The organism is Paraburkholderia sp. BR10954 (genome assembly GCF_040965775.1).
GTDB lineage: Bacteria > Pseudomonadota > Gammaproteobacteria > Burkholderiales > Burkholderiaceae > Paraburkholderia > Paraburkholderia youngii.
On the sequence record NZ_JBFRCK010000017.1, the window covers coordinates 24,177 to 38,730 of the forward strand.

At 63.7% G+C, this 14,554-nt stretch carries 9 protein-coding genes; 5 read left to right on the top strand and 4 right to left on the bottom strand.

What is annotated here, in order from left to right; translation table 11 throughout:
* Positions 1–71 precede the first annotated feature (71 nt).
* Complete coding sequence (gene truB / locus AB4Y34_RS22670; RefSeq protein ID WP_176108915.1) at positions 72–1,007, top strand: tRNA pseudouridine(55) synthase TruB; 936 nt, start codon at positions 72–74, stop codon at positions 1,005–1,007.
* 122 nt (positions 1,008–1,129) lie between these two features.
* Here truB and AB4Y34_RS22675 read toward each other — a convergent pair whose 3' ends face one another.
* The 4 genes from AB4Y34_RS22675 to AB4Y34_RS22690 form a co-directional block, all read right to left on the bottom strand.
* The gene (locus AB4Y34_RS22675) at positions 1,130–2,692 is read right to left on the bottom strand and encodes a DHA2 family efflux MFS transporter permease subunit (protein WP_368717251.1); all 1,563 of its coding nucleotides are present in this window, start codon (positions 2,690–2,692) and stop codon (positions 1,130–1,132) included.
* A gap of 34 nt (positions 2,693–2,726) precedes the next feature.
* Positions 2,727–3,968, bottom strand: a complete 1,242-nt coding sequence (locus AB4Y34_RS22680) for an EmrA/EmrK family multidrug efflux transporter periplasmic adaptor subunit (protein WP_176378001.1) — start codon at positions 3,966–3,968, stop codon at positions 2,727–2,729.
* Between the two features lie 83 nt (positions 3,969–4,051).
* A complete protein-coding gene (locus AB4Y34_RS22685) occupies positions 4,052–5,572 on the bottom strand; it encodes an efflux transporter outer membrane subunit (RefSeq protein WP_368717252.1) in 1,521 nt (506 codons plus the stop codon).
* Between the two features lie 52 nt (positions 5,573–5,624).
* Positions 5,625–6,140, bottom strand: coding sequence for a MarR family winged helix-turn-helix transcriptional regulator (locus AB4Y34_RS22690; protein ID WP_176377999.1), 516 nt, complete (start codon positions 6,138–6,140; stop codon positions 5,625–5,627).
* A 325-nt stretch (positions 6,141–6,465) separates the two neighbouring features.
* On the opposite strand from AB4Y34_RS22690, the gene typA reads away from it, so the two are divergent.
* The 4 genes from typA to lpdA all read left to right on the top strand — a co-directional run bounded on the left by typA (position 6,466) and on the right by lpdA (position 14,554).
* On the top strand, positions 6,466–8,295 hold the full coding sequence (gene typA / locus AB4Y34_RS22695) for a translational GTPase TypA (RefSeq protein WP_176108910.1): 1,830 nt from the start codon (positions 6,466–6,468) through the stop codon (positions 8,293–8,295).
* Positions 8,296–8,700: 405 nt separating this feature from the next.
* Complete coding sequence (locus tag AB4Y34_RS22700; protein WP_368717253.1) at positions 8,701–11,562, top strand: 2-oxoglutarate dehydrogenase E1 component; 2,862 nt, start codon at positions 8,701–8,703, stop codon at positions 11,560–11,562.
* A gap of 141 nt (positions 11,563–11,703) precedes the next feature.
* On the top strand, positions 11,704–12,984 hold the full coding sequence (odhB, locus tag AB4Y34_RS22705) for a 2-oxoglutarate dehydrogenase complex dihydrolipoyllysine-residue succinyltransferase (protein ID WP_176108908.1): 1,281 nt from the start codon (positions 11,704–11,706) through the stop codon (positions 12,982–12,984).
* A gap of 139 nt (positions 12,985–13,123) precedes the next feature.
* Entirely contained in the window at positions 13,124–14,554 is a 1,431-nt protein-coding gene (gene lpdA / locus AB4Y34_RS22710; RefSeq protein ID WP_368717254.1) for a dihydrolipoyl dehydrogenase, read from the top strand.

Sequence of the window (14,554 nt, forward strand, 5' to 3'; positions counted from 1 at the left end):
CCATGCCGTCGCGTTCCATGGAGCGCGCGGCGCCGTTTTTCGTGTTTCCCGAACGTTCTGCCTCCCTCGACATGACCGCACCTCAACGCCCCCGCGTGCCGCGTCGCGCGCTCGACGGCGTGCTGCTCCTCGACAAGCCGCTCGGCCTGTCGAGCAACGACGCGCTGGTTCGCGCGAAACGTCTCTATCTGGCGAAAAAGGCGGGCCACACCGGCACGCTCGATCCGCTCGCCACCGGCTTGCTGCCGCTGTGTTTCGGCGAGGCGACCAAGTTTTCGCAAGACCTGCTCGAAGCCGACAAGACCTACGAGGCCACGATGCGCCTCGGCATCCGCACGACCACCGGCGATGCCGAGGGCGAGGCGCTCGACATCCGCGCCGTCGACTGCGACGAAGCGGCGGTGCGGGCGGCCTTGCCGAGATTCATCGGCGAGATCGTTCAGGTTCCGCCGATGTACTCGGCGCTCAAGCGCGACGGCAAGCCGCTGTATGAGTACGCGCGCGCCGGCCAAACGGTCGAGCGCGAGGGGCGGCACGTGACGATTCACGCGCTCGAGCCGATTGCGTGCGCGCTGCCGGATGTCACGTTTCGCGTGACGTGCAGCAAGGGCACGTACGTGCGCACGCTTGCCGAGGATATCGGCGAGGCGCTCGGCTGCGGTGCGCATCTGGTCGCGCTGCGCCGTACGGGCGTCGGCGCGTTGACGCTCGATCATTCGGTCACGCTCGATGCGTTGAGCGACGCGACCCTACCCGAACGCGACGCATGGCTGCAACCGGTCGACGCGTTGCTGTCGACGTTCCCGCAGGTCACGCTGAACGACGACGACACGCGTCGCTTCTTGCACGGCCAGCGCCTGAAGCTGTCGTCGTTGACGATCGCCGCCGATGCCGTGAATGCCCCGCGGGTGAGGGTGTACTCGGCGCAAGGGCGGCTTCTGGGGGTCGCGAAACCGGGCGAAGGCGTGCTCGCACCCGAACGTCTGGTCGTGACGACGGAGAGCTAAAGGCCGCCGTTTTGCCAGCACGGCGCAGACAATAAAAAAGCGGGAACGCCGTCGTGCGATCCCGCTTTTTTATGCCCTACAGTGGAGCGGGTCGAACTCAAGCAACACCGCGAACAACCCACTCAATGCGCCGCGGCCGCCGCCGCTCCCGAGTCACCACCCGCCCGTTCCGGCCGCGTGATCCAGATCAGCGCGATCAGCGCGACAAAAATACCGGCCGAAATGAAGAACAGATCGTTCACGCCGAGTTGCGCCGCCTGCTGCGTGACCATGGTATTGAAGAGACCATAGGTCTGCTGTTGATCCAGGCCCGCTGCGCCCATCTGATGAATCGACTGACCAAACACCGGGTTGTAAGCGTTGGCCTGCTCGGTCAGTTGTGCGTGATGCATGATCGTGCGGTGATCCCACGCGGTCTGGAAAATCGACGTGCCGATACCGCCGCACATGATCCGCACGAAGTTCGACAGCCCCGAGGCCGCCGGAATCCGATGGCCCGGCAAGCCCGACAGCGTGATCGACACGAGCGGAATGAAGAAGCCGGCCATGCCGATTCCCTGAATCAGCGTCGGCAGCATCAGTGAGTATGTATCGACGCCCGTCGTATAGCGCGAGCGCATCCAGAAACACAGCGCGAAAATCAGGAACGACAGCGTCGCGATATAGCGCGGATCGGTGCGCGGCAACACCTTGCCGGTGATCGGCGACAACAGGATCGCGAACACGCCAACGGGCGCCATCACGAGTCCCGCTTCGGTCGCGGTGTAGCCGATATCGGTCTGCAGCCACAGCGGCAACAGCACGAGATTGCCGAAGTAAAGCCCATAGCCGATCGACAACGCGATCGTGCCGCCGGTGAAGTTACGCCGGCTGAACAGCGACAGGTCAACCACCGGATGCTCGGCCGTCAGCTCCCACACGATGAAAAACGCGAGCGCGATCACCGCGACGAGCGCTAGCACGACGATCGTCGTCGACGAGAACCAGTCAAGGTCCTTGCCCTTGTCGAGCATGACCTGAAGCGAGCCGACCCAGACGATCAGAAGACCGAGGCCGACGCCGTCGATTGGCGCCCTCTTGATCACCGAGTCGCGGTTACGGAAGATCATCCACGTCGCGGCGGCCGCGACCGCGCCGACCGGAATGTTGACGTAGAAGATCCACGGCCACGAGATGTTGTCGGAAATCCAGCCGCCGAGAATTGGACCGGCAACCGGCGCGATCAGCGTGGTCATCGCCCACATCGATAGCGCCATTGGCGCCTTCGCGCGCGGATAGCTCGCGAGCAGCAGCGTCTGCGACAGCGGGATCATCGGGCCGGCCACCGCGCCTTGCAGCACGCGCGACGCGAGCAGGAACGGCAGGTTCGGCGACAGCCCGCACATCCATGACGACAGCACGAACAGCACGATGGACGCCATGAACAGCCGCACCTGGCCGATGCGGTCGGTGAGCCAGCCGGTCAGCGGTACCGAGATCGCGTTGGCCACCGCGAACGACGTGATCACCCAGGTGCCCTGGTCGGACGACACGCCGAGGTCGCCGGAAATCGACGGGATGGACACGTTGGCGATCGACGTGTCCAGCACGTTCATGAACACGGCGAGCGACACCGCGATGGTGCCGATCACCAGTTGCGCGCCCTCGAGCGGCGGGTGAGGGACTTGCGCCTGAGCCTGAGCCATTAAAAGAGCCTTCTAGGAATCGTCGGGCGGAGCCTTAGCTCTTGTGGGCTGCCGGTTTCGTGGCGGCCGCGGCGCTCGCGCCGGTCGACTTCTGCGCGCCGCCGTTCGCGTTCTGGCCAGCGTTTTCCGCGATGATGCGCGCGATTTCCGCGTCGGCTTCCGCGCCGTACTTGTCGAAGACGTTGGTCTGGTAAGCCGTGGACGGCGCCTGACCGAGCTGGCCGCCGGTGTCGTCCTTGATGTTCACGTCAGCCTGCATCGACAGGCCGATACGCAGCGGATGCTTCTCGAGTTCCTGCGGATCGAGCGAAATACGCACCGGCAGACGCTGCACGACCTTGATCCAGTTGCCGGTCGCGTTCTGCGCGGGCAGCAGCGAGAACGCCGAGCCCGTGCCGGCCGAGAAGCCAATCACCTTGCCGTGATAGGGCACCGACGAGCCGTAGACGTCGGCCGTCAGTTCGACCGGCTGGCCGATGCGCATGTGCTTCAGTTGCACTTCCTTGAAGTTCGCGTCGACCCACACGTCGTGCAGCGGCACGATCGCCATCAGCGGCGTGCCCGGCGATACGCGCTGGCCGACCTGCACAGAGCGTTTCGCGACATAGCCGGTGACCGGCGCGGGCAGCGTATTGCGAGCGTGGTTCAGGTACGCGTCGCGCAGCTTCGCGGCGGCGGCCTGCACGTTCGGGTGACTGGCGATCGTGGTGTTCGCGGTCAGCGCGCGGTTGGCCGCGAGTTGCTGTTTGGCGGCGTCGAGCGCGGCTTGTGCGCTCTTCACGGCGTCGCGTGCGTGCGAGATTTCTTCCTGCGATACCGCGCCGGTCTGCGCCACCGTCATCCGGCGCTTCAGGTCGTCCTGGGCTCGCGACAGGTCGGCCTGGCTCGCTGCGACCCGCGCTTCGTACTGGCTGTCGTCGGCGAACAGGCCACGCACCTGGCGCACCACCTGCGCAAGATTGGCCTCGGCCTGTTCGAGCGCGACGCGCGCGTCGGCCGGGTCGAGCACGACGAGCGGGTCGCCGGCCTTGACGACCTGGGTGTCGTCCGCATTGACCGCGATCACGGTGCCCGTGACCTGCGGCGTGATCTGCACGACGTTGCCGCTCACGTAGGCGTCGTCGGTGTCTTCATGGAAGCGTGCGTCGAGGAAGTAGTACAGGCCGTACGCGACCGCGGCAATCAGGATCACGATGACGAGCAGCGTCATCATGCGCTTGCGTTTGCCGTTGTTGGCCGCTTGCGGTGGAGTGGCGGGCTGCTGGGGGGTGCTCATTGATGTGCTCCGGGTTCTTTTGAACGTCGTCGTTTATTCGGGTGTTCGTGTGTATGCGTGTGGGTTGGCGCGGGCGGTCTCGCTCAGTTCGCGGCGGTGCTCGTGGCGTGGTTCGCGGCGTTGGCCGATGCGGGAGCATCGGTCGGCACGACGAGACCGGTCTGGGTCGCGTCGAAGCCGCCGCCCAGTGCCTTGATCAGGCCGATCTGCAGACTGCGGCGGCGCATCTGCAGACCGGTGACCGTCTGCTCGGCGGCGAGGCGGTTGTCGTCCGCGGTCAGCACCTGCAGTTGCGGCGACAACCCGGCCTTATAGCGGATCACGGCCAGCTGATACGCCTTGCTCGACGCCTCGAGCGCGCGCTGGGCGTCGCCTTCCTGGCGGTCGATCGAGCGGATCGACGACACCTGCGTGGACACGTCCTGCAGCGCGTTGATCAGCGTCTGGTTGTAGTTCGCGACGTCGCCCTCGAAGTCGGCGTAGCGGCCCTTCAACTGCGCGCGCAACGCGCCGGCGTCGAAGAGCGGCAGATGGATCGCTGGGCCGAACTGGATCTGACGGCTCGACGAGGTCAGGAAACGGCCCCAGCCGAAGGCGTCGAAGCCGAAGCCGGCCGCGAGATTCACGTCCGGAAGGAACTCGGCTTTCGCTTCCTTGACGTCGTGCATCGCGGCCTCGACCTGCCAGCGCGCGGCGACGATGTCCGCGCGACGCGCCACGAGGTCGGCCGGGATGTTGTCCGGCAGCGCGACCACGTTGCCGCCGGTGAGCACCGGCTTGTCGATCTGCAGGCCACGGTCCGGGCCTTTGCCGAGCAGCGCGCCCAACTGGTAGCGCACGACGGTGATCTGGCCGTCGAGGTCGGTCAGGTTCGACTGGCTCGTCGCGATGTTGCCGGCGGCGGTCTGCTTCTCGACGTTGGTGTCGAGACCGGCCGTCACGCGGTTATCCGTGATACGGCCGACGTCCTGGCGGTTCGCGATTTCACGCGCGGCGATGTCGCGGAACGCATACAGTTGCGCGAGCTGGTTGTAGGTGCTCGCGACCGACGCGGCGAGCGTCACGCGCGCCTGCTGCATGTCGGCTTCGGCGGCTTTCTGCTGCGATACGGCCTGGCCGAGGCGCTGACGATTCTTGCCCCACAGGTCGAGATCCCACGAGGCGCTCGCGAGCACGTTGTTCTCGCTAAACCAGCTGCCGCCGAACGGAGGCGGGAAGAGGGCGTTCGCCGAGTACAGTTCGCGGGTCCACGAATAGCTTAGTTCGGCCTTCGGGAACAGCGCCGAGCGCGAGCTTTCGATATACGACGAAGCCTTCGCGAGCCGCGCCTGCGCCTGGGCGATCGACGGGCTGCCCTCCAGCGCTTCCGCGATCAGCTTCGGCAGTTGCGGGTCCCCGAACTGGTTGGCCCAGTCGAGCGATGGCCACTGGCCGCCCTCGTTGGGCAGACTCTGCGTCGACTCATACTGCGTCGGCGAGGCGATCTGCTTGTCGCTCTTGACGCCGATGTAGTTCGCGCAGCCTGTGAGGGCGAGCGCCGTCACCGCGGCGGCGACAGCAGCCCGGCTCGACAGCGCGGGCGCGGACAGGGAAAGGGATTTCATCGCTCGACTCTTCTTTGAGTGGAATGTATTGATGGATGCAGCAAGCAAGCTATTACGATTTGTTATCGGAATGGCTTGAGGCATCGCGGGAAAGTCCCGTGTGTTCGCCGGAATTGGCGAGCACGCGGCGCAGCATGCTCTTCAGGAAGCCCACTTCCTCCGGGGTGAACCCGTTCAGCAGGGTATCGAGCACGCCGTTGAAAATTGCCGGCATGCGGGCCGCGATCGCATTGCCTTCCGGCGTCAAGGCGAGGCGCACGACGCGCCGGTCTTCGTTACTGCGCACCCGCGTGAGCAGGCCGCGCTTTTCGAGCCGGTCGATCAGGCGCGTGACGGCGCTTGCGTCGATACCATATTCACGCGCCAACTCGGCCGCGAGCAGGCATTTGCCGCTCGCCACCATGAACAGGATGCTGCCTTGTTGGCTAGTGATGCCGAGCTCGGCCATGCTGCGCTGCGTAACCAGATTGTGCAGAGTCGATTTCACCCGCGAGATGAGATAACCGACGCTTTCGCCGAGTTGATACTCGCTGAGATCCGGCGTGGGTTCGTTGGACGGCTCCGTCATGATTCTCGTGCGATTGCAATGGTTGACTAGGCATTAGTATAGCTGGCTGTTGATTGACACGACAAGCGTAAATACAGCTTAGGCAAGGATTATTTCCTGCTCAAGTAAGATGCCGTACGGATCGGCGTAGGGCGCGGGCGACGGGTATTCGCGAAGTCAGCGGGGACGCGGAGGGCGTACGGTCTATCGGGGAATACCAGAAAGGATCATCCGCGCGTGCTATAATTTTGGGTTCCCAAAAGTGCGCTTTGGGCTTGTTGTCGTGGTTTGGCTCCTCAACCAGCAGCATAAGCAAGCGGCGCACTCAACCGTCTTCAGGTTTCCTATGACCCGCGCCCTACGCAACATCGCCATCATTGCTCACGTCGACCACGGCAAGACCACGCTCGTCGATCAGCTCCTCCGTCAGACCGCCACGTTCCGCGAGAACCAGCAGATCGCCGAGCGCGTGATGGACTCGAACGACATCGAAAAAGAGCGCGGCATCACGATCCTGTCGAAGAACTGCGCGGTGGAGTACGAAGGCACGCACATCAACATTGTCGACACGCCGGGGCACGCCGACTTCGGCGGCGAAGTGGAGCGCGTGCTGTCGATGGTCGACTCGGTGCTGCTGCTCGTCGACGCGGTGGAAGGCCCGATGCCGCAAACCCGCTTCGTCACGAAGAAGGCGCTCGCGCTCGGCCTGAAGCCGATCGTCGTGATCAACAAGGTCGACCGTCCGGGCGCGCGGGTCGACTGGGTGATCAACCAGACCTTCGACCTGTTCGACAAGCTCGGCGCGAGCGAAGAGCAGCTCGACTTCCCGATCGTCTACGCATCGGGGCTGAACGGCTATGCGGGTCTTACGCCTGACGTGCGCGACGGCGACATGCGTCCGCTGTTCGAGGCAATCCTTCAGCACGTGCCGGTGCGCCCGGCCGACCCAGAAGGTCCGCTGCAACTGCAGATCACGTCGCTCGACTACTCGTCGTACGTCGGCCGTATCGGCATTGGCCGTATCACGCGCGGCCGCATCAAGCCGGGCATGGCCGTCGCGGTGCGCTCGGGCCCTGAAGGCGAAATCCTCAATCGTAAGATCAACCAGGTGCTGTCGTTCAAGGGTCTCGATCGCGTCCAGGTCGATTCGGCTGAAGCGGGCGACATCGTGCTGATCAACGGTATCGAGGAAGTCGGCATCGGCGTGACGATCTGCTCGCCGGAACAGCCGGAAGCGCTGCCGATGATCACCGTCGACGAACCCACGCTGACGATGAACTTCCTCGTCAACTCGTCGCCGCTCGCGGGCCGCGAAGGCAAGTTCGTCACGAGCCGTCAGATTCGCGATCGCCTGATGAAGGAGCTGAACCACAACGTCGCGCTGCGCGTGCGCGATACCGGCGACGAAACCACGTTCGAAGTGGCAGGCCGCGGTGAGTTGCACCTGACCATTCTGGTCGAAAACATGCGCCGCGAAGGCTACGAGCTGGCCGTGTCGCGTCCGCGTGTCGTGATGCAGGAAATCAACGGCGAGAAGCACGAGCCGTACGAAAACCTGACCGTCGACATGGAGGACACCCACCAGGGCGGCGTGATGGAAGAACTCGGCCGCCGCAAGGGCGAAATGCTCGACATGGCGTCGGACGGCCGTGGCCGCACGCGTCTCGAGTACCGTATTTCGGCACGCGGTCTGATCGGCTTCCAGTCGGAATTCCTCACGCTGACGCGCGGCACGGGTCTGATGAGCCACACGTTCGATTCATACCAGCCGGTCAAGGAAGGTGCGGTCGGCGAGCGCCGCAACGGTGTGCTGATCTCCCAGGACGACGGCGCGGCAGTCGCGTACGCACTGTGGAAGCTGCAGGATCGCGGCCGCATGTTCGTGTCGCCGGGCGAGGCGCTGTATGAAGGCATGATCATCGGCATTCACAGCCGCGACAACGACCTCGTCGTGAACCCGATCAAGGGCAAGCAGCTCACCAACGTGCGCGCGTCGGGCACCGATGAAGCCGTGCGTCTCGTGCCGCCGGTTCAGCTGTCGCTCGAATACGCGGTCGAGTTCATCGACGACGACGAACTGGTCGAAGTCACGCCGAAGTCGATCCGTCTGCGCAAGCGCTACCTGAAGGAACATGAGCGCCGCAGCGCGAGCCGCAACAAGGTTGCCGGCGAATAAGCGGGTTTCGAATCCGTCTGTATAGCAGGAAACGGAAGCCACCTTCGGGTGGCTTTTTCGTTTTCGGCGCATCGATACTTGTGGCGCTGCATCATGCCCGGCACCGTCCGGGCGGCACAGGTGTAGACACCTATTGCACAATTCGCCTTCTCATTTTCTACAGAACACTATTGCGCGCTGTGAAGAAGCACCACGTCACCCGCGAAACGCCCGCCATCACTGGCTTTGCCGCGTGTGCTGTCCGCTATCTGGGCTATTCGTTCTGTGCTATGCTCCCGGGTGCAAAGTTTTAGGTCCTTCCAAGCAAGACTTGATTCGCGCAATCCGCTAAACGGTCAGGCCGTGTCGCGGAAGGTTCTGTAACCCGCTATTTCTCGAGAAACTCGAAGAAAGGTGAGCGTAAAAATGATGAAGCAATTCCAGTCGAACTCTTATCTGTTCGGCGGCAATGCTCCGTACGTTGAAGAAATGTACGAAGCGTATCTCGATAATCCGGCGTCAGTGCCCGAGACCTGGCGCAGCTATTTCGATGCGTTGCAGAACGTACCTGCATCGGATGGCAGCAACGCCAACGACGTGGCCCACGGCCCGATCGTCGAATCGTTTGCACAGCGCGCCAAGGCAAATGCCTTCCTGCCGCGCGCAGCTACCGGCGGCGAAGATCTCGCAACTGCCCGCAAACAGGTTTACGTCCAGTCCCTCATCGGCGCATATCGCTTCCTCGGCTCGCAATGGGCCAATCTCGATCCTCTGAAGCGCCGCGAACGTCCCGCGATCCCCGAGCTTGAGCCCGCGTTCTACGACTTCACCGAAGCCGACATGGACCAGGAGTTCAGCGCAACGAATCTGTACTTCGGCTTCGAGCGCGCGACGCTGCGCGAGATCGTCAAAGCCCTGCGCGACACGTACTGCGGCACGATCGGCGCCGAGTACATGTACATCAGCGATCCGGAACAGAAGCGCTGGTGGAAGGAACGCCTCGAATCGATCCGCTCGACGCCGAACTTCAGCAACGACAAGAAGAAGCACATCCTGAACCGCCTGACGGCCGCCGAAGGCCTCGAGCGTTTCCTGCACACCAAGTATGTCGGCCAGAAGCGCTTCTCGCTCGAAGGCGGCGAAAGCTTCATCGCGGCGATGGACGAAGTCGTGCGTCACGGCGGTCTGCGCGGCGTTCAGGAAATCGTCATCGCGATGGCTCACCGTGGCCGTCTGAACGTGCTGGTCAATACGCTCGGCAAGATGCCGGCCGACCTGTTCGCCGAATTCGAAGGCAAGCACGTCGACGATCTGCCGGCCGGCGACGTGAAGTACCACAAGGGCTTCTCGTCGGACGTCGCGACCGAAGGCGGTCCGGTTCACCTGTCGCTCGCGTTCAACCCGTCGCACCTCGAAATCGTCAACCCGGTGGTCGAGGGCTCGGCGAAGGCGCGTATGGACCGCCGCGGCGACGAAAACGGCGTCCAGGTGCTGCCGGTGCAGATCCACGGCGACGCGGCGTTCGCAGGCCAGGGCGTCGTGATGGAAACGCTGAACCTCGCGCAAACGCGCGGTTATGGCACGCACGGCACGCTGCACATCGTCATCAACAACCAGATCGGCTTCACGACGTCGGACCCGCGCGATTCGCGCTCCACGTTGTACTGCTCGGACGTCGTCAAGATGATCGAAGCGCCGGTGCTGCACGTGAACGGTGACGATCCCGAAGCGGTCGTGCTGGCCATCCAGATGGCGATCGACTTCCGCATGCAGTTCCACAAGGACGTCGTCGTCGACATCGTCTGCTTCCGCAAGCTCGGCCACAACGAGCAGGACACCCCGGCGGTCACGCAGCCGCTGATGTACAAGACGATCTCGAAGCACCCGGGCACGCGCGCGCTGTACGCTGAAAAGCTCGTGCAGCAGGGCGTCATCAAGGCCGACGAAGGCGAGGAATTCGTCAAGGCCTACCGTAAGGCAATGGACGAAGGCCATCACACGGTCGACCCGGTGCTCTCGAACTACAAGAGCAAGTACGCGGTGGACTGGGTGCCGTTCCTGAACCGCAAGTGGACCGACGCGGCCGACACGGCCGTGCCGCTGGCGGAACTGAAGCGCCTCGCCGAGCGCATCACCACGATCCCGGAAAACTTCAAGGTTCACCCGCTCGTCGAGCGCGTGATCAACGACCGTCGCGCGATGGGCCGCGGCGAAGCGAAGCTCGACTGGGGCATGGGCGAGCACCTCGCGTTCGCATCGCTGGTCGCATCGGGCTACGCAGTTCGTCTGACCGGCCAGGATTCGGGCCGCGGCACGTTCACGCACCGTCACGCGGTGCTGCACGACCAGAACCGCGAGCGCTGGAACGACGGCACCTACGTGCCGCTGCAGAACATCGCCGAAGGTCAGGCGAAGTTCACGGTGATCGACTCGGTGCTGTCGGAAGAAGCGGTGCTTGGCTTCGAATACGGTTACTCGACCGCTGAACCGAATACGTTCGTCGCGTGGGAAGCGCAGTTCGGCGACTTCGTGAACGGCGCGCAGGTCGTAATCGACCAGTTCATCTCGTCGGGCGAAGTGAAGTGGGGCCGCGTGTCGGGCCTGACGATGCTGCTGCCGCATGGCTACGAAGGCCAGGGTCCGGAGCACTCGTCGGCGCGTATCGAGCGTTTCCTGCAACTGTGCGCAGACCACAACATGCAGGTCGTACAGCCGACCACGCCGGCGCAGATCTTCCACCTGCTGCGTCGCCAGATGATCCGTCTGTTCCGCAAGCCGCTGATCGTCGCAACGCCGAAGTCGCTGCTGCGTCACAAGGAAGCCGTGTCGGATCTGTCGGAACTCGCGAAGGGTTCGTTCCAGCCGGTGATCGGCGAAGTGGACGAAACCATCGACGCGAAGAAGGTCAAGCGCGTGCTGGTCTGCTCGGGCCGCGTGTACTACGACCTGGTCGCGCATCGCCGCGAAGCGAAGGTGAACGATGTCGCGATCGTCCGTATCGAACAGCTGTATCCGTTCGCTCACAAGCAGTTCGAAGCGGAAATGAAGAAGTACGACAACGCAACGGAAGTGGTGTGGGTGCAGGACGAGCCGCAGAATCAGGGCCCGTGGTTCTACATCGAGCACCATCTGAAGGAAGGCATGAAGGAAGGGCAGAAGCTGGCGTACAGCGGCCGTCCGGCTTCGGCTTCGCCTGCGGTGGGCTACTACGCGAAGCACTACGAGCAGCAGAAGGCGCTGGTCGAAGGCGCTTTCGGCCGCCTCAAGAGCGCGTCGCTCGCCAAGTAAAGAAACAGACGAGCCCGGGAAAACGCAGTGCGTTTTCCCGCGCCGCGCCGAACGATCCCATGAGATTCAGGCGCGGCGCTCGTGGTTCGCAGGCGGTCGCGATGAAGCGCCGTCACCCGATACGTATTCAGGATACTCATAATGGCTATTGTTGAAGTCAAGGTTCCCCAGCTCTCCGAGTCGGTCTCGGAAGCGACCATGCTGCAGTGGAAGAAGAAGCCCGGCGAGGCTGTCGCTCAGGACGAAATCCTCATCGAAATCGAGACCGACAAGGTCGTGCTCGAAGTGCCGGCTCCGGCAGCAGGCGTGCTCGCGCAAGTCATCTCGAACGACGGCGACACGGTCACGGCGGACCAAGTGATCGCGAAGATCGACACCGAAGGCACCGCAGGCGCCGCCGCTGTCGAAGCCGAAGTCAAGCCGGCTCCGGTCGCCGCAGCGGCTCCCGCGCCGGCGGCGCAGTCGACAACTGCGGCGGCTGCCGCAACGGGCTCGAACACCGCAGCTTCGCCGGCTGCCGGCAAGCTGATGGCCGAGAAGGGTCTGGCCGCTGGCGACGTCGCCGGCACGGGCCGCGACGGCCGCATCACCAAGGGCGACGTGCTGACCGCAGGCGCTCCGGCTGCCAAGGCTGCACCGGCTCCGGCTGCCGCACCGAAGGCTGCGAAGCCGTCGCTGCCGGACGTCAAGGCTCCGGCATCGGCCGACCAGTGGTTGAAGGACCGTCCGGAACAGCGCGTGCCGATGTCGCGTCTGCGTGCGCGTATCGCCGAGCGTCTGCTCGAGTCGCAGCAAACCAACGCCATCCTCACGACGTTCAACGAAGTGAACATGGCGCCGGTCATGGATCTGCGTAACAAGTACAAGGACAAGTTCGAGAAGGAACACGGCGTGAAGCTCGGCTTCATGTCGTTCTTCGTGAAGGCGGCTGTTCACGCGCTGAAGAAGTTCCCGCTCGTGAACGCATCGATCGACGGTAACGACATCGTCTATCACGGCTACTTCGACATCGGTATCGCGGTCGGTTCGCCGCGTGGTCTGGTGGTGCCGATCCTGCGCAATGCGGATCAGCTGAGCCTCGCCGACATCGAGAAGAAGATCGCCGAGTTCGGTCAGAAGGCCAAGGACGGCAAGCTGTCGATCGAAGAAATGACCGGCGGTACGTTCTCAATCTCGAACGGCGGCGTGTTCGGCTCGATGCTGTCGACCCCGATCATCAACCCGCCGCAGTCCGCGATTCTCGGCGTGCACGCCACCAAGGAACGCGCGGTGGTCGAAAACGGCCAGATCGTGATCCGCCCGATGAACTACCTCGCGCTGTCGTACGACCACCGTATCATCGACGGCCGCGAAGCCGTGCTGTCGCTGGTCGCGATGAAGGACGCGCTGGAAGATCCGGCGCGCCTGCTGCTCGACCTGTAAGCCCCCGCTCGGACCGCGCCGGCTTGTGAATCCGCAAACCGGCGCCATCTAGTCAGTACGTATCTCGCATTCCGCAGTACAGGAACGGCGCGCGCCACCTTGGGTGGTCCGGCGCCGTTCCGCTATCAAAGGGATTGTCATGTCCAAAGAATTTGACGTCGTCGTGATCGGCGCAGGCCCTGGCGGTTACATCGCCGCCATCCGCGCAGCGCAGCTCGGCAAGACCGTCGCATGTATCGAAAAGTGGAAGAACCCGGCCGGCGCGCTGAAGCTCGGCGGCACCTGCCTGAACGTCGGCTGCATTCCGTCGAAGGCGCTGCTCGCGTCGTCGGAAGAGTTTGAAAACGCGTCGCATCACCTCGCCGACCACGGCATCTCGGTGGATAACGTCTCGGTCGATATCTCGAAGATGATGGCCCGCAAGGACGGCATCGTCGAGAAGATGACCAAGGGCATCGAATTCCTGTTCCGCAAGAACAAGATCACGTGGCTCAAGGGCCACGGCAAGTTCACCGGCAAGACCGACGCCGGCGTGCAGATCGAAGTGAGCGGCGAGGGTGAAACAGAAGTCGTCAGCGCGAAGAACGTGATCATCGCGACGGGTTCGAAGGCGCGTCATCTGCCGGGCATCCCGGTCGACAACAAGCTGATCGCCGACAACGAAGGCGCACTGTCGTTCGACACGGCACCGAAGAAGCTCGCCGTGATCGGCGCAGGCGTGATCGGTCTGGAGCTCGGCTCGGTGTGGCGCCGTCTCGGCGCCGACGTGACCGTGCTCGAAGCGCTGCCGGAGTTCCTCGGCGCGGCTGACCAGGCGCTGTCGAAGGAAGCGGCCAAGCAGTTCAAGAAGCAGGGTCTCGACATCCACGTCGGCGTGAAGGTCGGCGAAGTGAAGACGGGCGCGAACGGCGTGACGATCGCCTACACGGACAAGGACGGCAACGCGCAGACGCTCGAAGCCGACCGCCTGATCGTGTCGGTCGGCCGGGTGCCGAACACCGACAACCTCGGCCTCGAATCGATCGGCCTGAAGGCCAACGAGCGCGGCTTCATCGACGTCGACGACCACTGCGCGACGGCTGTGCCGAACGTGTACGCGATCGGCGACGTGGTGCGTGGCCCGATGCTCGCGCACAAGGCAGAAGACGAAGGCGTGATGGTCGCGGAAGTGATCGACGGCCAGAAGCCGCACATCGATTACAACTGCGTTCCGTGGGTGATCTACACCGAGCCGGAAATCGCGTGGGTCGGCAAGACCGAGCAGCAGCTGAAGGCCGAGGGCCGCGAGATCAAGACGGGCCAGTTCCCGTTCATGGCGAACGGCCGCGCGCTCGGCATCAACAAGGCGGACGGTTTCGTCAAGATGATCGCCGACGCGAAGACCGACGAACTGCTCGGCGTGCACATCATCTCGGCAAACGCATCGGACCTGATCGCGGAAGCCGTGGTGGCGATGGAGTTCAAGGCGGCGTCGGAAGACATCGGCCGGATTTGCCATCCGCACCCGTCGCTGTCGGAAGTCATGCGTGAAGCGGCACTCGCCGTCGACAAGCGCGCGCTGAACATGTAA

Excerpts from the sequence above, each read along its gene's own strand:
- AB4Y34_RS22690 (WP_176377999.1), bottom strand. The coding sequence starts at position 6,140 with ATGACGGAGCCGTCCAACGAACCCACGCCGGATCTCAGCGAGTATCAA.
- typA (WP_176108910.1), top strand. The coding sequence starts at position 6,466 with ATGACCCGCGCCCTACGCAACATCGCCATCATTGCTCACGTCGACCAC.
- truB (WP_176108915.1), top strand. The coding sequence starts at position 72 with ATGACCGCACCTCAACGCCCCCGCGTGCCGCGTCGCGCGCTCGACGGC.
- AB4Y34_RS22700 (WP_368717253.1), top strand. The coding sequence starts at position 8,701 with ATGATGAAGCAATTCCAGTCGAACTCTTATCTGTTCGGCGGCAATGCT.
- lpdA (WP_368717254.1), top strand. The coding sequence starts at position 13,124 with ATGTCCAAAGAATTTGACGTCGTCGTGATCGGCGCAGGCCCTGGCGGT.
- AB4Y34_RS22680 (WP_176378001.1), bottom strand. The coding sequence starts at position 3,968 with ATGAGCACCCCCCAGCAGCCCGCCACTCCACCGCAAGCGGCCAACAAC.
- AB4Y34_RS22685 (WP_368717252.1), bottom strand. The coding sequence starts at position 5,572 with ATGAAATCCCTTTCCCTGTCCGCGCCCGCGCTGTCGAGCCGGGCTGCT.
- AB4Y34_RS22675 (WP_368717251.1), bottom strand. The coding sequence starts at position 2,692 with ATGGCTCAGGCTCAGGCGCAAGTCCCTCACCCGCCGCTCGAGGGCGCG.
- odhB (WP_176108908.1), top strand. The coding sequence starts at position 11,704 with ATGGCTATTGTTGAAGTCAAGGTTCCCCAGCTCTCCGAGTCGGTCTCG.